This is a genomic window from Amycolatopsis sp. H20-H5, assembly GCF_035828755.1.
Lineage (GTDB): Bacteria > Actinomycetota > Actinomycetes > Mycobacteriales > Pseudonocardiaceae > Amycolatopsis.
Map to the genome: position 1 here is coordinate 30,225 of NZ_JAYMZS010000020.1, position 16,873 is coordinate 47,097.

Here is a 16,873-nt window from a genome sequence, read left to right on the forward strand (position 1 = left end):
CGATCTCCTGAACTCTCCCCCGATCGGCCGCGAAGGCGCTTCAATGGGGCGATGACGACCGAGGCGATCGCCGCCGCGCACTCCGCGCGGCTGGCCACGATCGACGCGCTGCTGCCCGAATCACCTGCACCGGAGCCCGATTCCGCGGCCGGCGAGTGGCTCACCGCCACCGCCGGCGAGTCCGCGGCAGCCGGGTTCGCGACCCGCACCCAGATCACCGGGGACTCCCCGGTGGCCCTTTGGCGAACGCTTGTCGAGCACCGGCTCGACGTCCAGCTGTGCGGCACCGAACCGGAAGAAGCCTTCGGCGCAGTACTCACCCAATGGGATGAACACCTCCGGATGAGGGCGACACCTGGCGACCTCGAGGCCGCGGCCGTCGTGGCGCGGCCGAGCCGCGATTCGGCGGGCGCGGCGGAGTTGCTCCGGCACGGTTTCGCGCCCGTCCTGGTCATCGCCGCGCGCCCCGCCGACCGGCTCGGCGCTGGTCCGCCCACGACGCCCGGGGTCTGCATCCGCCCGGCCGAACCCGGTGACCTGCCCACCGTGGTGCACCTGCAGTGGGAGTTGCAGCGGTACGACGCCCAGTTCGGCACGGTCACCCTGCGCGACAACGCCGAGCAGCTGATCACCACCGAACAGAGTGCGCTGCTCGCGCGTGACGAGCCGAGGATGTGGATCGCCGAGCTCTACGGCCAGCCCCTCGGCCTCATACACGTGCAGTTACCGGGTGAAACGGGCTGGATCAGCGACCGGGTGGCGGCGGGCAGAGTCGGCTACCTATCGTCACTGGCTGTGGCCGAAGCCGCGCGCTCCACCGGCGTCGGCACTGCGCTCACCGCGCACGCGCACCAGGTCTTCGATGAGGCCGGCGCCGACGTCGTCCTGCTGCACCACGCGCTGGCCAATCCGCGGTCCACGCCGTTCTGGTACGCGCAGGGCTACCGGCCGCTCTGGACGTACTGGCAGCGGAGGCCCGCCGTCCGCCGTTGACCGGCGTGCCGCTCGCTACGCTGGCGGCAAGGTCGAGAGCTCGGGGAGAAAACGTGAACCACAGTGATGACGCCGCGCCCAAAGCGCCCGAAGGCGTGGACACCGAGAAGCCGTCCGCGGCGCGGATCTACGACTGGTACCTCGGCGGCAGCCACAACTGGGCGGTGGACCGCGAGTTCGGCCGTCGCGTCGAAGAGCAGTGGGCTTGGGTGAAGCCGGGCGCGAAACACAACCGGGAGTTCATGAACCGGGCGGTCCGGGCGGCGCTGCAGGCGGGCATCCGGCAGTTCATCGACCTCGGCTCCGGCGTGCCGACGGCGGGCAATGTGCACGAGGTGATCATGGACGAACTCGGCGCCGACGAGCGCGCGACCGTCATCTACGTGGACTACGAGCCGGTGGCCGCCGCGCACGGGACCCTGATCCTCGAGGACCAGGACGCGACCGACTGGGCCGCGCTGGTCCAGGCGGACATGCGGAAGCCGAAGGAGATCCTGCGGCACGCCGAGACCAAGCGGTTGATCGATTTCGACAAGCCGGTCTGCGTGCTGATGATGGCCGTCCTGCACTTCGTCGGCCCCGACGACGACCCGGAAGGCATCGTCGCGCAGTACCGCGACGCCCTGGTCCCCGGCAGCTGGCTGGCGATCTCGCACATGAGCTACGGCTCCGCGACCGGCGAAGCGCTCGCCGGGATCCAGTGGTTCGTCGAGCAGTACCGCGAAACGAGCAACCCGGTGTGGCTGCGTGACCGCGACGAGCTCCAGGCGCTGTTCGGCGGCTGGCCGCTGCTCGAACCCGGGATCACGCACCTGCCCGACTGGCGGCCGGTGCGGAAGCCGAACGCGATCGAGGCCGGGGCCCGGCCGTTCGCCTGGTGCGCCGTCGCCCAACGCCCCTCCTGACACCTCCGATGTCTGCGCCAGTGCACCTACAGTTATCGGGCTAACTGTCAGGTTTTTGCGGTGACCTACGGATTTAGCTCGGATGTTTGGGGGCCTGGGACCGCTTCGCTCAGGGTGAACACTCCAGCGGAAACAAACGGGTCGATCGGAGAGTTGAGCTAGGCAGACTCAACTACCCGAGGAGTGCACAGATGACCGACACCCGCCTCCTGCCCGTCCTCCCGCTCGATGACGACGTCGTGCTGCCCGGCATGGTCGTGCCGCTCGACCTCACCGACGCCGAGACGCGAGCCGCGGTGGAGTCCGCGCAGGCCAACACGCCGAGCACGGCGTCCTTCCCCGGCATCCGGTCGGGCTCGGCCGCCAAGGCCGAGGTCCTGATCGTCCCCCGCGTCGACGGCGAGTACGCCGAATTCGGCACCATCGCGACCGTCGAGCGCATCGGGCGCGTGCCCGGTGGCAAGGCCGCCGTCCTGCTGCGCGGCACCGGCCGCGCCGTGGTGGGCCGGATCGCCGACGGCCCCGGCGCCGCCCGCTGGGTCCACGCAGACGACGCCCCCGAGGTCTCCGGCGAGCAGGCGACCAAGCTCGCTTCCGAATACAAGTCCGTCGTGATCTCCGTGCTCCAGCAGCGCGGCGGCTGGCAGCTGATCGACGCCGTCCAGCAGGTCGAGGACCCGTCCTCGATCGCCGACCTGTCCGGCAACGCGCCGTACCTGAACATCGAGCAGAAGCTCGAGCTGCTCAGCACCCTCGACGTCGCCGCCCGGCTGGAGAAGGCCCTCGAATGGAGCCGCGCCTACCTGGCCGAGCTCGAGGTGACCGACACCATCCGCAAGGACGTCCAGGAGGGCATGGACAAGCAGCAGAAGGAATTCCTGCTGCGCCGCCAGCTCGAAGCGATCCGCAAGGAGCTGGGCGAGCTGGACGGCACCGCCGAGGACACGGACTACCGTGCCCGCGTCGAGGCCGCCGAGCTGCCCGACAACGTCAAGAAGGCCGCGCTGGCCGAGGTCGACAAGCTGGAGCGCACCTCCGACCAGTCGCCGGAGGGCGGCTGGATCCGGACCTGGCTCGACACCGTCCTCGAAATGCCGTGGAACAACCGCACCACGGACGTGCACGACATCGCCGCCGCCCGTGACGTGCTCGACGCCGATCACGCCGGGCTGGCCGACGTGAAGGAACGCATCATCGAGTACTTGGCCGTGCGCAAGCGTCGCGCCGAAGCGGGCCTCGGCCCGGTCGGCGGACGGCGTTCGGGCGCGGTGCTCGCGCTGGTCGGCCCTCCCGGCGTCGGCAAGACATCGCTGGGCGCGTCGGTCGCGAAGGCGATGGGCCGCGAGTTCGTCCGCGTGGCGCTCGGCGGTGTGCGGGACGAGGCCGAGATCCGCGGCCACCGGCGCACCTACGTCGGCGCGCAGTCCGGCCGGATCGTCCGCGCCATCAAGGAGGCCGGGTCGATGAACCCGGTGGTACTGCTCGACGAGATCGACAAGGTCGGCGCCGACTACCGCGGCGACCCGACGGCCGCGTTGCTCGAAGTGCTGGACCCGGAGCAGAACCACACGTTCCGCGACCACTACCTCGAGGTCGAGCTCGATCTGTCGGACGTGGTGTTCCTGGCCACGGCCAACGCGCTCGAGACGATCCCCGGCCCGCTGCTGGACCGGATGGAGCTCGTGACGCTGGACGGCTACACCGAGCACGAGAAGGTGACCATCGGCCGCGACCACCTGCTCCCGCGTGAGCTGGAGCGGGCGGGCCTCGGCGTCGAGGACGTCAAGGTGACGGACGCGGCGCTGAGCCGGATCGCCGCCGAGTACACCCGCGAGGCGGGCGTGCGCGACACGAACCGGACCATCGCGAAGGTGCTGCGGAAGGTGGCGACCAAGGTCGCGCTGGACGAGATCGAGCTGCCGCTGAACATCGACGCCGCCGACCTGGACACGTACCTCGGCCGTCCGCGGCACCTGCCGGAGTCTTCGCTGCCCGCGTCGACCCAGCGGACCGCGACGCCGGGTGTCGCCACCGGGCTGGCGGTCACCGGGGCCGGGGGTGACGTCCTCTACATCGAGGCGTCGCTCGCGGACCAGGAGTCCGGCGCGAGCGGGCTGACCCTGACCGGTCAGCTGGGTGATGTGATGAAGGAGTCGGTGCAGATCGCGCTCTCCTACCTGCGCTCACACGGCGCGGAGCTGGAGCTGCCGGTCGGCGACCTGAAGGAGCGTGGGATCCACGTCCACGTCCCGGCGGGTGCGGTGCCGAAGGACGGCCCGTCGGCGGGCGTCACGATGACCACCGCGCTGGCGTCGCTGCTGTCCGGGCGGGTCGTGCGGTCGGACGTCGCGATGACCGGTGAGGTGTCGCTGACCGGGCGCGTGCTGCCCATCGGCGGCGTGAAGCAGAAGCTGCTCGCGGCGCACCGGGCCGGGATGAAGACCGTGATCATCCCGCAGCGCAACGAGCCCGACCTGGACGACGTGCCCGCCGAAGTGCTAGCACAGCTGGACGTCCACGCCGTGGCGAACGTGCGCGAGGTCCTGGAGCTGGCGCTGACCCCGGCGTCGACACCGGTGCCACAGGCCGCGTAAGCAAACTGGCCGAAGAGCCCTTCTTCGCGATGGCTGCGAGTAAGGGCCCTTCGCTCGTTTAAACTCGGCCAGCTTCGTCGACTGTGCGCAGTCGAGCGTCAGATCGATCCTGAACGCCACGGTCATCCCCCTTCCCCGGATGCCCGACGCTAGCGAGGGGGTCCGACAGTTTCGGGGTTCTGGTTGCGGGAACGGAAAACGCCCCCGCTGAGCGGGGGCGTTCGTGGTGTGGCGAGTGAGGGATTTGAACCCCCGAAGCTTGCGCGTCTGATTTACAGTCAGATCCCTTTGGCCGCTCGGGCAACTCGCCGTGGCTGGGCGAACCAGCCGTCAGAAAGAATACCCAACGCCGTGGCGGGCCGGTCGACGGGGTGGCCCAGGGCTAGGGTGAAGGCTTCTGACGAGCGAGTACGAGGTGTGAGAACACGTGGCGGATCCCTCTTTCGACGTGGTGAGCAAGGTCGATCGCCAGGAGGTGGACAACGCGCTGAACCAGGCGAGCAAGGAGCTCGGCACGCGGTTCGACTTCCGCGGCACCGGCACCAAGATCGACTGGTCGGGCGAGGAGGCCATCGCGATCGAATCCGAGACCGAGGAGCGCGCGCTGGCGGCGGTGGAGGTGTTCAAGGAGAAGCTGATCAAGCGGAACATCTCCCTGAAGGCCTTCGAGCCCGACGAGCCCGCGCTGTCGGGCAAGATCTACAAGGTCAGCGGCAAGATCGTCCAGGGCATCGCGTCGGACAAGGCGAAGCAGATCGCCAAGTTCATCCGTGACGAGGGTCCCAAGGGCGTCCAGGCGCAGATCCAGGGCGACCAGCTGCGGGTGTCCGGCAAGAAGAAGGACCAGCTGCAGGACATCATCGCGCTGCTCAAGGGCAAGGACTTCGAGATCGCCCTGCAGTTTACGAACTACCGGTAGGTCCCTGAAGGCCACTGTGTCTTCAAAAGGCCCGTCGCCTCGTCGGCGACGGGCCTGACGGCGTTAGACGCCGTCAAGGTGGCCTTCAGGGGCAGTCAGTCGCGGTTCTGGAAGTCCGAGAGCCGGGTCTGGGCCTCGTGCCTCGCGGCGGACGAAAGCTCTTCTCGCAGCCGGAGTTCCTTCTCGGCCGTCTGCAGCTCGGCCAGGGTCGCGGCGGTTTTCCTGGCGATGTCGGGGCGGCCGAGGAGGATGGCCTTCGCCATCGCCTCCTGGAGGTCGCGGATGAGCTCCGCGCCCTCGGTGTCCTCGAGCATCTGCTTGCTCTTCGCGCTCGTCTCCTCCGACTCGCGCAGTTGCGCGCGCAGCTGGTCCAGGTCAGGTTCCTCGGCTGGGTCCATCGGGCAAAACTACGCCGGGGTGATGGTCCACGACGAGTCGGCGTCCAGCTGCAGGAGGCCGGGACCGGCGAGCGGGACAGTTCCGTGGTAGCCGTCGCCGCCGGAGGTGTTGACCGGCAGCGACGTGTACGCCGTGTGATCGGCGGGCATGAGCATCACCGAGAAATGGCCCTTGCCCTTGGCCGTGATCTCCGCCGTCGCCGTCTTGCCCGGCAGGGACACCACGGCGTCGCCGGTGCCAGAAAGAGTCTTGCCCGGCTCGGCGACGGGCAGGTCGCGGCCGTCGGCGATCGTGAACGTCCAGTCGGCTGTCGCGCGCACGGTGAGTTTCGTGGCGGGGTGGCCCGGCAGGGAGTTGAGCCAGTGGGTGCCCTTGTAGGAGCCGATCGCGTTGACCAGGCCGTAGTCGCCGCCGTCCGAGTCGACCATGACGTTGGACCCGCATTTCGGGCATTCGAAGGTGACGAAGCCGATCCGGTCGGGCCACGTGATGGCGACCTCGGCGTTGCCCTTGCCCGAATGGGTCTCCGGCGCCTGGGGTGCCGGTGGCGGAGTCGAGGTCGGTGACGGTGGGGCGGTCGGGACGTGCGGGATGTCACCCGAGCCCGCCGCAGCGTGCACGATGCGGCCGTGGCCTTCGCGCGCGCCGGACGAACAGCCGGTGGCCGCCATCAGCACCGACAGCGCGACCGCGCCTGTCATGAGCAGGCTTTTACTCCGCGTGTTCACCGAATCCCCCTCGAGCGCCGGACGATCGGCGCATCCCGGACGATTTTCGCACACCGTTCGAGTGGTTTCGGAAACACTCGCCCGCGCTGGGCCGATGATTCCGGTATGGCAAGAATCGCGCGGTACACGGCCGGTTTCCTGCTCACCCTCGCGGCACTGGGCGCCTGCGGCTCACCCGGATCGGGGACCTCGACGACGTCGGGGACCTCGACGACGTCGGAGACCTCGGAGACCTCGGCGGCCCAGCAGGCGAGCACCGCGGCGACGGCGGTGCCCGCAGCCCCCACAGCGCCCACGGCCCCCACAGCGCCCGCGGCCAAGCTGATCACCGTCCCGGACGTCTCCGGGATGAACCACCAGGACGCGCAGAACGCCATGCAGAAGGCCGGGCTCTACAACCTGCGCGAGGTCGACGGCAAGGGCCTCGGCCGGGCGCTGATCCTCGACCGGAACTGGGTCCAGACCGGGCAGTCGCCCTCGGCCGGGACGAAGGTCGCGCCGGACACGGTGATCACGCTGACCGCGATCAAGTACACGGACAACTAGGCGGTCACTGACGGCTACCAAATCTCGAACGGGTTGCCTGAGGTAACCCGAAAGCGGGGTTCTCGCTATCGGCGTACGCGAGCCTCGGCCACCACGGAATCCGCTGTGCTGTAATCGGCCGGTTGCCGTGAGGAAGGTCCACAGTATGCGCCGTTTCACCCGTCGTCTCGCGCTGCTGATGTCACTGACGGTGATCGCGGCGCTGTTCGCTCCCGCGTCGGCGGCTGAACGCCAGCAGCTCGTGCCCGGCTACGGCTCGTACGCGCGGTTGCTCCGCCTCGAATACACGCCCGGCTACCGCGGGCGCATCGTCGCCGCGCTGACCAGCGAAGACGCCAGTGGCAAGTTCACCCCGGTCATGGAGAGCACCGACGAGGGCGCGTCGTTCCAGAAGATCGGTGAGGTGCGCGACCCCGACGGCGCGCTCGGCGAGTGTTGCGGCACGTTGTTCGAGCTGCCCCAGCGGGTCGGGCGGCTGCGCGCGGGCACGCTGCTGTGGGCGGCCAGCTACCGGCAGGACGCGGGCGCCGCCCGCCGCATCGGCATCAAGGTCTGGGCCAGCAAGGACGGCGGGCGCACCTGGTCGTTCCTCGCCGAGCCCGCGCAGTCGCACAACCACGACGGCGTCTGGGAACCCGAGTTCAACATCGACAACGGCGGCACCCTCTGGCTCAGCTACGCCGACGAGAGCCAGGCGCCGAAGTACGCCCAGGTGATCAACCGGGTCGCGTCGACCGACGGGGCCAGCTGGGGCACCAAGCAGCTGATGCTGGCCATCCCGCCGGACCGGGTGCGCCCCGGCATGCCGAACATCCGCAAGCTCCCCGACGGCCGCTCGTACTTCGCCTACGAGATCTGCAATTTCGGCGACCGCTACTGCGACCCGTACTTCAAGATCTCCCCCGACGGCGCGAACTGGGGCAACCCCGCCGACCCCGGCACCAGGGTGGTCACCGCGACCGGCAACTACTTCCAGCACGCACAGACCGTGACGCTGTTCCCCGGTGGCCCGAACGGGGTACGCCTGATGATGGTCGGGCAGATCTACACCAACGCCGACGGCGTTGCCCAGCCCGGCAACGGCCAGACGCTGCTCGCGAACGACAACCTCGGCTCCGGCAATTGGTACGAGCTGCCCGCGCCGGTGCGCATCAACGGGATCTACAACAACTTCTGCCCCAACTACAGCTCGACGCTGCTGCCGGTCGACGACGGCAAGAACGTGCTCGAGGTCGCCACCGAGTACGACAAGGGCTGCAAGGCCTACTTCGGCAAGGGCCCCAGCTCCTGAGTCGACCGGCTCTCGAGTAGCCACCGGTAGGGTGAACCTGTCGGGTCGTCGGGCGAGGTTCGGGAGTGTGCATGAAGGGCATCGTGCTGGCCGGGGGCAGCGGAACGCGCCTCCATCCCATCACCCAGGCGGTGTCCAAGCAGCTGCTGCCGGTCTATGACAAACCGATGATCTACTACCCGATCTCGGTGCTGATGTTCGCCGGGATCCGGGAGATCCTGATCATCTCCACCCCCGAGGACCTGCCGAACTTCCGCAAGCTCCTCGGTGACGGCGACCAGTTCGGCCTCAGCCTCTCCTACGCGGAACAGGCCAGCCCCAACGGTCTCGCCGAGGCGTTCGTGATCGGCGCGGACTTCATCGGCGACGACGAGGTCGCGCTGGTCCTCGGCGACAACATCTTCTACGGCCAGGGCTTCTCCACCCGCCTGCACGACGCGGTGTCGAGCCTCGACGGCTGTGTGCTGTTCGGCTACCCGGTCAAGGACCCGCAGCGCTACGGCGTCGGCGAGGTCGACGCCGGCGGCAGGCTGATCTCGATCGAGGAGAAGCCCGCCAACCCCCGGTCCAACAAGGCGATCACCGGCCTGTACTTCTACGACAACGAGGTCATCGAGATCGCCCGCGGGCTCAAGCCCTCGCCCCGCGGCGAGCTGGAGATCACCGACGTCAACATGGACTACCTGCGCCGCGGCCGCGCGCAGCTGGTCGACCTCGGGCGCGGTTTCGCCTGGCTCGACACCGGGACGCACGACTCGCTGCTCGAAGCCGGCCAGTTCGTCCAGGTGCTCGAACACCGCACCGGGGTCCGCATCGCGTGCCTCGAAGAGGTGGCGCTGCGGATGGGGTACATCGACGCGAACCAGTGCTTCGCGCTGGGCGCCAAGCTCGCGAAGTCCGGCTACGGCGAGTACCTGATGGCGGTGGCCCGCACCAAGGGCGCCACCGGCTGAGCTTTTACAGGCCCAGGTGCTCACGCAGCGTCGTGCCGGTGTAGTCCGTCCGGAAAACGCCGCGTTCCCGCAGGTGGGGGACGACCTTGTCGACGAACTCGTCCAGCCCGCCCGGAGTCAGGTGCGGGACGAGCACGAAGCCGTCGGCCGCGTCCGACTGGACGTAGTCGTCGATCGTCTCGGCGATCCCGCTCGCGGTGCCGACGAACTGCTGCCGCGTGGTCATCTCGATCACCAGCTCGCGGATCGAGAGCTTCTTCTCCTCCGCGATCGCGCGCCACTTCGCGGCCGTGGCGACCGGGTCCTTCTCGTGCCGGACGCGACCCCAGGTCAGCGGCTCCGCGTCGGGGTCGGGGTCGACCTCGGGCAGCGGGCCGTCGGCGTCGTAGGCGGACAGGTCCCGGCTCCACAGCTGCTCAAGGAACTGGATCGCGGTCGCCGGGCGAACCTGCTGGTAGCGGATCTCGCGGGCGCGCTCCTCCGCGTCGGCGGCCGTGTCGCCGAGCACGAAGGTGGCCGCGGGCATGATCAGCAGTTCACTGTGCTCGCGGCCGTACGCGGCGAGACGTCCTTTGACGTCCTGGAAGAAGGCCTGGCCGTCTTCCAGGGTGCCGTGGCGGCTGAAGATCACGTCGGCGGATTTCGCGGCGAACTCGCGTCCCTCGTCGGAGTCACCCGCCTGGATGACGATCGGCTGGCCCTGCGGGGTGCGCGGCAGGGTGAACTCGCCGCGGATGTCGAACTGTGCCGATGGGCCTTCGGCTGGCAAACCCGCCTCGGACCGCGGTCCACTGTGGACGAAGTGGCCGGGCCGGGCGAACACGCCGTTTTCCTTGTCCCCCACCAGCGCGTCCGGCGCCCAGCTGTCCCAGAGCTCGCGCACGGTGGCGAGGAACTCCTCGGCGCGCTGATAGCGGTCCTCGCGCTTGAGGAAGCCGCCGCGGCGAAAGTTCTGGCCGGTGAAGGCGTCCGGCGAGGTGACGACGTTCCACGCCGCGCGTCCCCCGGACAGGTGATCGACGCTGGCGACCTGGCGAGCGACCTCGTAGGGCTCGTTGAACGTCGACGACAGCGTTCCGGCGAGGCCGAGGCGGGTGGTGACCGCGGAGAGCGCGGCCAGGACCGTGGTGGTGTTCGGCCTGCCGACGACGTCCGAATCGAGGATCTGGCCCGCGTGCTCGCGCAGCCGGAGGCCCTCGGCGAGGAAGAGGAAGTCGAACTTGCCGCGTTCGGCCGTCCTGGCGAGGTGTTCGAAGGACGAGAAGTCGATTTGGCTACCCGATCGGGGGTCGCTCCAGACCGTCGTGTTGTTGACGCCGGGGAAGTGCGCGGCGAGCTTGATCTGCTTGGTCATCCTCAGGCCTCCACGAACGAGTTGGCGGCGGCACCCAGACCGAGGTGCTCGCGCAGGGTTTCGCCGGTGTAGCCGTCGCGGAAGTGCCCGGTGGCGCGCAGCGCGGGGACGACCTCGCCGGTGAGGAGCTCCAGGTCGTCGGGCAGCACGGCGGGACGGAGGTGGAAGCCGTCGACCCCGGCCGCGGCGGCCAGCCCCGGCAGCTCGGCGGCGAGTCGCGCGGAGGTGCCGACGAACTCGAGCGCGTCGGGCCGGAAGGGTTCGGCCAGGTACGCGTCGAGGGCGCGCTGGCGGTCGCGGGCGGCTTGTTCGGTCTCGGCGAGGACGACGTAGAGCGTCGCGAGGACCTTCGCGCCGGGGAACCGGGCGGCGAGCTCACGGGTCTTGGTGACGTCGTTTGCCCTGGTCAGGACCACGTCCGCGCCGGTGGCGTGCGGCGAGTCGCCGTAAACCGCGACGACCGGGTGGCCCTGCGGCGGGCGCGGGGTGATCGAGGGGCCCTTGACGCTGAAGAACCGGCCTTCGAAGTCGACGTAGTGCAGCTTCTCGCGGTCGATGAACCGGCCGGTCGGCTCGTCGCGGATGATCGCGCCGTCCTCCCAGCTGTCCCACAACCGGGTGATGACCTCGACGACGTCGGTGTTCTCCGCCTCGGCGTCGGCGTCACCCGGAAGGGTGCGGCGGCCGAAGTGCGCGACCTCCTCCTCCGACCGCGAGGGGACGGCGAGGACGCCCGCGCGGCCGCGGCTGGCGTAATCGAGGGTCGCGACCGAGGTCGACACGTGGAACGGCTCGGTGTGCGTCGTGGTGACTGTCGGGACCAGGCCGATCCCGCTGGTCACGGGGGCCAGCGCGGAGAAGGTAAGCAGGGCGTCGAGCCGCCCGCGCACGGCGTCCTCGCCGCCGGGCTGGAGGCCCAGCGTGTCGTCCAGGGTGACGAAGTCGAGCGAAGCCGCTGCGGCGAGCTTCGCGTGCTGTAGGTAGTGAGCGGCGGTGAACAGTGCTCGCGGTTCGACGGCCGAGACCCGCCAGGCCGCGGGGTGGTGGCCCGCCCCGTCGAGGGCGGCGCTCAGATGCAGCTGCTGTGCGGAGACCATGTCCGGCCGAACCTTCTTCCCGGTTGCCGAATTCCCCCTCCCACCCCCTGGGACGCGATTCGGACGCGAGTCGCGGGGTCAGCGGGGGCGGCGGGCCATTTCCTCGAGGCGGCGGATGCGGTCGGCCATCGGGGGGTGGGTCGCGAACATCTTCGAGAGCGACTCGCCGGGGCGGAACGGGTTGGCGATCATCAGGTGCGACTGGGAGACCAGGTTCGGCTCCGGCACCAGCGGCGCCGCCTTCGTCCCGCTGTCCAGCTTGCGCAGTGCGTCGGCCAGGCCGAGCGGGTCGCCGGTGAGCTCAGCGCCGGACGCGTCGGCCTGGTACTCCCGTGACCGGCTGACGCCCATCTTGACCACGGCGGCGGCGATCGGGCCGATCAGCACCAGCAGCAGCGCGACCAGCGGGTTGCCGCCCTCGCGGTTGCCGCCGCCGAACAGCCCGGAGAACATCGCGATGTTGGCGATCACGCTGATGACGCTGGCCAGCGCCCCCGCGATGCAGGAGATCAGGATGTCGTGGTTGTACACGTGGGACAGCTCGTGGCCGAGCACCGCGCGCAGCTCGCGCTCGTTGAGCAGGCCGAGGATGCCCGCGGTGCAGCACACCGCGGCGTGGCGCGGGCTGCGGCCGGTGGCGAACGCGTTGGGCGCCTGCGTGGGGCTGACGTAGAGGCGCGGCATCGGCTGGCGGGCGGTGGTGGCCAGCTCGCGCACGATCCGGTACATCGCGGGTTGTTCGGCCTCCGACACCGGGCGCGCGTGCATGGCCTTCAGCGCCATCTTGTCGGAGCTGAAGTACGCGTAGGCGTTGACACCGAGTGCGATCACCAGGCCGATGAACAGCGCGCCCCGGCCGAAGATGCTGCTGATACCGACGATGATCGCGGACAACGCGCCGAGCAGGAGCACGGTCTTCAGCCCGTTCTGGTGCTTGTGCACGCGTCCTGCTCCTTCCGGCTCACCGGGCGTCAAAGGGTGGGTTACTCACTGGAAACAACGCGATCGGGGGACCCGAAGTTCCTTCGTCTCATCCTCGCGCGGGTTAGGGTCGAACGGCAAACGATCAGCCGCTGTGCGGAATTCACCACTGGTGGGAGGCGTCGATGCGGGGACCGGAACTGAGCCGCCGAGCCCTGTTCACGCTGGCCGCGGCGGGTGCCGGGGCCGTGGTGCTCGCACCGCCGGCCCGTGCCGAACAGGTGACGTCCATCGACGTCGGGGGCACGCCGGCCTCGGTCGCGGTGAACCCGGTGACCGGCTTCGCCTACGTCTCCGACCCGTCCACCGGCGTCGTCTCGGTGCTCGACTCGGTCAGCGGCACGCTGAGCGCGGTGATCCCGATCGGCGGGCGGCCGGGCGATCTCGCCGTCGACCCGGTGACAAACCGGATCTACGTGGCCAACCCGCCCGGCGGCACGGTCGTGGTGCTCGACGGGCTCACCCACGAGGTCGTCAGCGTGCTGGGCGCCGGGATCGGGGCGTCGAGCGTCGACGTCGACGAGGAGGCGAACCGGATCTACGCCGTCAGCGCCGCCACCGGCACGATCGCGGTGCTCGACGGCGTGAGCTGCACGCTGCGCAGCCTGGTGCCGGGCCCGGTGCCGAGCCTGACCGGGATCGCCGTGGACCCCGGCCGCAAGCTCGCCTACTGCACCAGCGTCGGGACGAATTCGGTGGAGATCTTCGACATCACGGCCGGGCGGTTCACCGGCAGCGCGAAGGTGGGCCAGTCCCCCACCGGGGTGGCCGTCCAGCGCGCGACCGGCACGGTCTACGTCGCGAACTCCGCCATCCACCATCTGTCCGTTGTGGACTCCAGGACATACGCCGAGCGCAAGACGATCCTGTTGCGCAGCGAGGCTTCGGCGGTGACCGTGCACGAGGGCACGAACACCGTGTACACCAACGGCGGTCCGAACGGGATCGCGAAGATCGACGGCGCGCTGGGCGCGCTCAGCGGCGAGCTCACCCTCGGGATCAACCCTGGCGACCTCGCCGTCGATCAGCGCACGCGCGCTGTTTATGTGACGGATCCCTTGCACGGCAGGGTTTCCCTGATCAGGGACTTCTGAGCGGTGCCGCGAAGCCCACACATGGAGTAACTCCGGGTATACCGTCGGAGTCATGAAACTTGGGCTGCAGATTCCGAACTTCACCTGGGCGGGCGGGCCCGCCACCCTCGGTGCCGACCTCGCGCGCGTCGCCCGCTCGGCGGACGAGGCGGGTTTCGAATACCTCGCCGTGATGGACCACTTCTTCCAGATCTCGCAGGTCGGCCCGGCCGACACGGACATGCTGGAGGCGTACACGACGCTGGGCTTCCTGGCCGCGCACACCGAGCGCGCCAAGCTGCTCACGGTCATCACCGGGGTGATCTACCGCCACCCCGGTGTGCTCGCGAAGGCGATCACCACGCTCGACGTGCTCTCCGGCGGCCGGGCGATCCTCGGCATCGGCGCCGGCTGGAACGAGGAGGAGTCCAAGGGCCTTGGCATCCCGTTCCCGTCCACCGCCGAGCGGTTCGAGCTGCTGGAGGACGCGCTCCAGTACGTCAAGCAGATGTGGGCCGACGGCGACGGGCCGTTCAAGGGCAAGCACGTCGACGCCGAGCGCCTGCTCAACGTTCCGCAGGCGCTGACCAGGCCCCACCCGCCGATCATGGTCGGCGGCGGCGGGGAAAAGAAGACGCTGCGCTTCGTCGCGAAGTACGCCGACGCGTGCAATCTCTTCAACAGCCCCGACCTGGAGCACAAGCTCGACGTGCTCAAGCAGCACTGCGAGAACGAGGGCCGCGACTACGCCGAGATCACCAAGACCGTCTACCACGTGCTCGACATCGGCGAGAAGGGCGAGAAGTCCGCGCAGCTCATCGACGAGCTGGGCAGGCTGCGGGGGCTGGGCATCGACGTCGCGCTGGGCGCGATGCCGGGGCTGCCCGACACCGAGCTGCTGGAGCGGTTCGGCAGCGAGATCATCCCGGCGGCGGAGGCACTCTGAGCATGGAACTGGGACTGCACCTGCCCGACCTCACGTGGGCGAACGGGCCGAGTGGGCTCGGCAAGGACCTGGCGGAGGTCGCGCGCGCCGCGGATCAGGCCGGCTTCGGCTACCTGTCCGTAATGGACCATTTCTTCCAGATCTCGCGCTACGGGCCACCGGAGCACGACATGCTGGAGGCGTACACGACGCTCGGCTTCCTGGCCGCGCACACCGAACGCGTCAAGCTGCTCACCCTGGTGACCGGCGTGATCTACCGCCACCCCGGTGTGCTCGCGAAGGCGATCACCACGCTCGACGTGCTGTCCGACGGCCGGGCCGTCCTCGGCCTCGGCGCGGGATGGAACGAGGAGGAGTCCCGCGGGCTCGGCATCCGGTTCCCGCCGACGGCCGAGCGGTTCGAGCTGCTGGAGGACGCGCTGCGCTACGTGCGGCAGATGTGGGCCGAGGGCGACGAGCCGTTCAAGGGCACGCACGTGGACGCCGAACGGCTGCTCAACGTTCCCCAGCCGCTGACCCGGCCCCGGCCGCCGATCCTGATCGGCGGCGGCGGCGAGAAGAAGACGCTGCGCTTCGTCGCGAAGTACGCCGACGCGTGCAACCTGATCGGCAGCGCCGACCTCGGGCACAAGCTCGACGTGCTCAAGCAGCACTGCGAGAACGAGGGCCGCGACTACGCCGAGATCACCAAGACGGTGTCGTTGTGGCTGGACACGGGCGAGAACGGCGAGAAGACCGGTGAGCTGATCGACGAGCTGGGCAGGCTGTCCGAGCTCGGGATCGACGCGGCCCTCGGCTGGGCTCCCGGCGTGCCGCGGCCCGACGTGCTCGAGCGGTTCGCAACGGACGTCATTCCCGTGGTGAGCGGGTTTTAAGGCGGCTGCGGAGCTGAGGGTGGCTTTACCCGGGCCGTGACACGATGGCGGGATGAGCGGGTACGAGCTGCGGGGCGGGCGCCACGGCGATGTCGCGGCGGTGGCGAATGTGCTTGCGCACCTGGGGATCCACGGGCCGGACGAGCAGCCGGTGAGTGAGGCACTGGTGTTCGTCGCGAGCGGCGGGATCGGTGCGGGGTACGTCCTGCGGGACTTCGCGCGGGAGGCGGGTTCGGCGCTGGCGCTGGGTTTCCGGAGCAGGCACGAGCAGCCACAGGAGTGGCTTGCGTCTATTGTGGACAGACTGGGGCTCGAGGCCGGGGTGCACACCACGGGCAGTAAACGTGCTGCTGCCAAACGGTTTTCGGCCGAGCTGGCGGAGGGACCGGTGCTGGTGCAGCTCGGCGGGGGCGGCGGGCACTTCGTCGTCGCGTACGGCGAAGAGGACGGGCGGGTGCTCCTCGACGATCGGAATCTCGCGCCGTTGACGGTCGAACGCCGGGCGTTCGACGTCGCGCGGGACGGGGTCGGGGCGCACAAGAACCTGCTGGTCGCGATCCGGCCGGGGAAGGTCGGCGAGCTGCCAGCGGCAGTGCGGGGCGGGCTGGCGGACTGCGCGCGGCGGCTGGCCGGTTCGCTGCCCGCGTGGGAGCGGTGGGCCAAGGCCATGACCGACGGGCGGAGTGCGAAGGGCTGGCCGCGGGTGTTCGCCGAGCGGCGGGGGCTGGTCGGGGCGCTGCTGACGGTGTGGGAGGGCGTCGCGGCCGGTGAGCACCTGCGCGGGTTGTTCGCCGACGGCCTCGGTGAGGCGTCTGACCTGCTGGAACTACCCACACTGGCCGAGCAGGCGACGGCTTGGCGGGCCATCGGGCGGCAGTGGGACAAGCTGGCCGAGGCGGCCCTGCCGTCGACGAGGGTGTGGCCGCGGCGGCGGCGGCCGGTGAGGAGCTGTCGCGGCTGCGCGCGCACTACGACGAGGAGATCCCGTTCACCGCCGAACAGGTGAACGCGCTGTTCGGCGACCTCGGCACGCGGTTGCGGGTGATTCACGCGGCCGAGACCGAAGCCGTCGCCGCGTTGGGGTCACCCCGGCGGGTGTGATGGCAGGTGCGGGTGTGATGGCAAGCACAGCGTGACCGGTGGGGCCAGGTTGCGGGCAGGCGAACAAACCCCCTGGACGAGGTCTCATTTCAGAATCGATGGAGAACGCCCCCGACAG

16 protein-coding genes and 1 tRNA gene are annotated in these 16,873 nt (G+C 69.7%); 11 read left to right on the forward strand and 6 right to left on the reverse strand.

Translation table 11 applies throughout. The annotated features are described in order from the left end of the window. Nucleotides 1-51 precede the first annotated feature (51 nt). From QMK34_RS14615 to lon, 3 genes are all read left to right on the forward strand, one after another. Nucleotides 52-993, forward strand: a complete 942-nt coding sequence (locus QMK34_RS14615; RefSeq protein ID WP_326414466.1) for a GNAT family N-acetyltransferase — start codon at nt 52-54, stop codon at nt 991-993. A gap of 53 nt (nt 994-1,046) precedes the next feature. Next, nucleotides 1,047-1,898: an SAM-dependent methyltransferase gene (locus QMK34_RS14620; protein WP_326414468.1), complete on the forward strand. Its 852-nt coding sequence runs from the start codon at nt 1,047-1,049 to the stop codon at nt 1,896-1,898. 191 nt (nt 1,899-2,089) lie between these two features. After that, complete coding sequence (lon, locus tag QMK34_RS14625) at nt 2,090-4,492, forward strand: endopeptidase La (protein WP_326414469.1); 2,403 nt, start codon at nt 2,090-2,092, stop codon at nt 4,490-4,492. Nucleotides 4,493-4,721: 229 nt separating this feature from the next. On the opposite strand, the gene QMK34_RS14630 is transcribed toward lon, so the two are convergent. Further along, nucleotides 4,722-4,802 (reverse strand) — tRNA-Tyr (locus tag QMK34_RS14630). A gap of 117 nt (nt 4,803-4,919) precedes the next feature. On the opposite strand from QMK34_RS14630, the gene QMK34_RS14635 reads away from it, so the two are divergent. Continuing rightward, nucleotides 4,920-5,411 (forward strand): YajQ family cyclic di-GMP-binding protein, encoded by a 492-nt coding sequence (locus tag QMK34_RS14635; RefSeq protein WP_326414471.1) that lies wholly within the window; start codon nt 4,920-4,922, stop codon nt 5,409-5,411. A gap of 95 nt (nt 5,412-5,506) precedes the next feature. On the opposite strand, the gene QMK34_RS14640 is transcribed toward QMK34_RS14635, so the two are convergent. Continuing rightward, nucleotides 5,507-5,809, reverse strand: a complete 303-nt coding sequence (locus QMK34_RS14640) for a hypothetical protein (protein WP_326414473.1) — start codon at nt 5,807-5,809, stop codon at nt 5,507-5,509. A 9-nt stretch (nt 5,810-5,818) separates the two neighbouring features. Further along, a complete protein-coding gene (locus QMK34_RS14645; protein ID WP_326414474.1) occupies nt 5,819-6,511 on the reverse strand; it encodes a hypothetical protein in 693 nt (230 codons plus the stop codon). Between the two features lie 132 nt (nt 6,512-6,643). Here QMK34_RS14645 and QMK34_RS14650 point away from each other — a divergent pair, with 132 nt between their 5' ends. The 3 genes from QMK34_RS14650 (at nt 6,644) to rfbA (ending at nt 9,328) form a co-directional block, all read left to right on the forward strand. Further along, entirely contained in the window at nt 6,644-7,084 is a 441-nt protein-coding gene (locus QMK34_RS14650) for a PASTA domain-containing protein (protein ID WP_326414475.1), read from the forward strand. A gap of 145 nt (nt 7,085-7,229) precedes the next feature. Next, the gene (locus QMK34_RS14655) at nt 7,230-8,375 is read left to right on the forward strand and encodes a sialidase family protein (protein ID WP_326414476.1); all 1,146 of its coding nucleotides are present in this window, start codon (nt 7,230-7,232) and stop codon (nt 8,373-8,375) included. 71 nt (nt 8,376-8,446) lie between these two features. After that, entirely contained in the window at nt 8,447-9,328 is an 882-nt protein-coding gene (rfbA, locus tag QMK34_RS14660; RefSeq protein WP_326414477.1) for a glucose-1-phosphate thymidylyltransferase RfbA, read from the forward strand. Nucleotides 9,329-9,332: 4 nt separating this feature from the next. Here rfbA and QMK34_RS14665 read toward each other — a convergent pair whose 3' ends face one another. The 3 genes from QMK34_RS14665 to htpX all read right to left on the reverse strand — a co-directional run bounded on the left by QMK34_RS14665 (nt 9,333) and on the right by htpX (nt 12,721). Then, nucleotides 9,333-10,682 carry an NtaA/DmoA family FMN-dependent monooxygenase gene (locus tag QMK34_RS14665; protein ID WP_326414478.1) on the reverse strand — a complete coding sequence of 450 codons (1,350 nt, stop codon included), beginning with the start codon at nt 10,680-10,682 and terminating at the stop codon, nt 9,333-9,335. 2 nt (nt 10,683-10,684) lie between these two features. Continuing rightward, complete coding sequence (locus QMK34_RS14670; RefSeq protein WP_326414479.1) at nt 10,685-11,779, reverse strand: LLM class flavin-dependent oxidoreductase; 1,095 nt, start codon at nt 11,777-11,779, stop codon at nt 10,685-10,687. A 78-nt stretch (nt 11,780-11,857) separates the two neighbouring features. Then, nucleotides 11,858-12,721 (reverse strand): zinc metalloprotease HtpX, encoded by an 864-nt coding sequence (htpX, locus tag QMK34_RS14675; RefSeq protein ID WP_326414480.1) that lies wholly within the window; start codon nt 12,719-12,721, stop codon nt 11,858-11,860. A 164-nt stretch (nt 12,722-12,885) separates the two neighbouring features. Here htpX and QMK34_RS14680 point away from each other — a divergent pair, with 164 nt between their 5' ends. The 4 genes from QMK34_RS14680 to QMK34_RS14695 are packed head-to-tail and all read left to right on the forward strand — an operon-like array spanning nt 12,886 to nt 16,660. After that, nucleotides 12,886-13,854, forward strand: a complete 969-nt coding sequence (locus QMK34_RS14680) for a YncE family protein (protein WP_326414481.1) — start codon at nt 12,886-12,888, stop codon at nt 13,852-13,854. A gap of 52 nt (nt 13,855-13,906) precedes the next feature. Continuing rightward, nucleotides 13,907-14,779: an LLM class F420-dependent oxidoreductase gene (locus tag QMK34_RS14685; protein ID WP_326414482.1), complete on the forward strand. Its 873-nt coding sequence runs from the start codon at nt 13,907-13,909 to the stop codon at nt 14,777-14,779. 2 nt (nt 14,780-14,781) lie between these two features. Beyond that, nucleotides 14,782-15,654, forward strand: coding sequence for an LLM class F420-dependent oxidoreductase (locus QMK34_RS14690; RefSeq protein ID WP_326414483.1), 873 nt, complete (start codon nt 14,782-14,784; stop codon nt 15,652-15,654). A gap of 52 nt (nt 15,655-15,706) precedes the next feature. Further along, nucleotides 15,707-16,660, forward strand: coding sequence for a BtrH N-terminal domain-containing protein (locus tag QMK34_RS14695; protein WP_326414484.1), 954 nt, complete (start codon nt 15,707-15,709; stop codon nt 16,658-16,660). Nucleotides 16,661-16,873 lie beyond the last annotated feature (213 nt).

Excerpts from the sequence above, each read along its gene's own strand:
- QMK34_RS14615 (WP_326414466.1), top strand. The coding sequence starts at position 52 with ATGACGACCGAGGCGATCGCCGCCGCGCACTCCGCGCGGCTGGCCACG.
- lon (WP_326414469.1), top strand. The coding sequence starts at position 2,090 with ATGACCGACACCCGCCTCCTGCCCGTCCTCCCGCTCGATGACGACGTC.
- QMK34_RS14640 (WP_326414473.1), bottom strand. The coding sequence starts at position 5,809 with ATGGACCCAGCCGAGGAACCTGACCTGGACCAGCTGCGCGCGCAACTG.
- QMK34_RS14645 (WP_326414474.1), bottom strand. The coding sequence starts at position 6,511 with ATGACAGGCGCGGTCGCGCTGTCGGTGCTGATGGCGGCCACCGGCTGT.
- QMK34_RS14650 (WP_326414475.1), top strand. The coding sequence starts at position 6,644 with ATGGCAAGAATCGCGCGGTACACGGCCGGTTTCCTGCTCACCCTCGCG.
- QMK34_RS14655 (WP_326414476.1), top strand. The coding sequence starts at position 7,230 with ATGCGCCGTTTCACCCGTCGTCTCGCGCTGCTGATGTCACTGACGGTG.
- rfbA (WP_326414477.1), top strand. The coding sequence starts at position 8,447 with ATGAAGGGCATCGTGCTGGCCGGGGGCAGCGGAACGCGCCTCCATCCC.
- QMK34_RS14665 (WP_326414478.1), bottom strand. The coding sequence starts at position 10,682 with ATGACCAAGCAGATCAAGCTCGCCGCGCACTTCCCCGGCGTCAACAAC.
- QMK34_RS14670 (WP_326414479.1), bottom strand. The coding sequence starts at position 11,779 with ATGGTCTCCGCACAGCAGCTGCATCTGAGCGCCGCCCTCGACGGGGCG.
- QMK34_RS14680 (WP_326414481.1), top strand. The coding sequence starts at position 12,886 with ATGCGGGGACCGGAACTGAGCCGCCGAGCCCTGTTCACGCTGGCCGCG.
- QMK34_RS14685 (WP_326414482.1), top strand. The coding sequence starts at position 13,907 with ATGAAACTTGGGCTGCAGATTCCGAACTTCACCTGGGCGGGCGGGCCC.
- QMK34_RS14690 (WP_326414483.1), top strand. The coding sequence starts at position 14,782 with ATGGAACTGGGACTGCACCTGCCCGACCTCACGTGGGCGAACGGGCCG.
- QMK34_RS14695 (WP_326414484.1), top strand. The coding sequence starts at position 15,707 with ATGAGCGGGTACGAGCTGCGGGGCGGGCGCCACGGCGATGTCGCGGCG.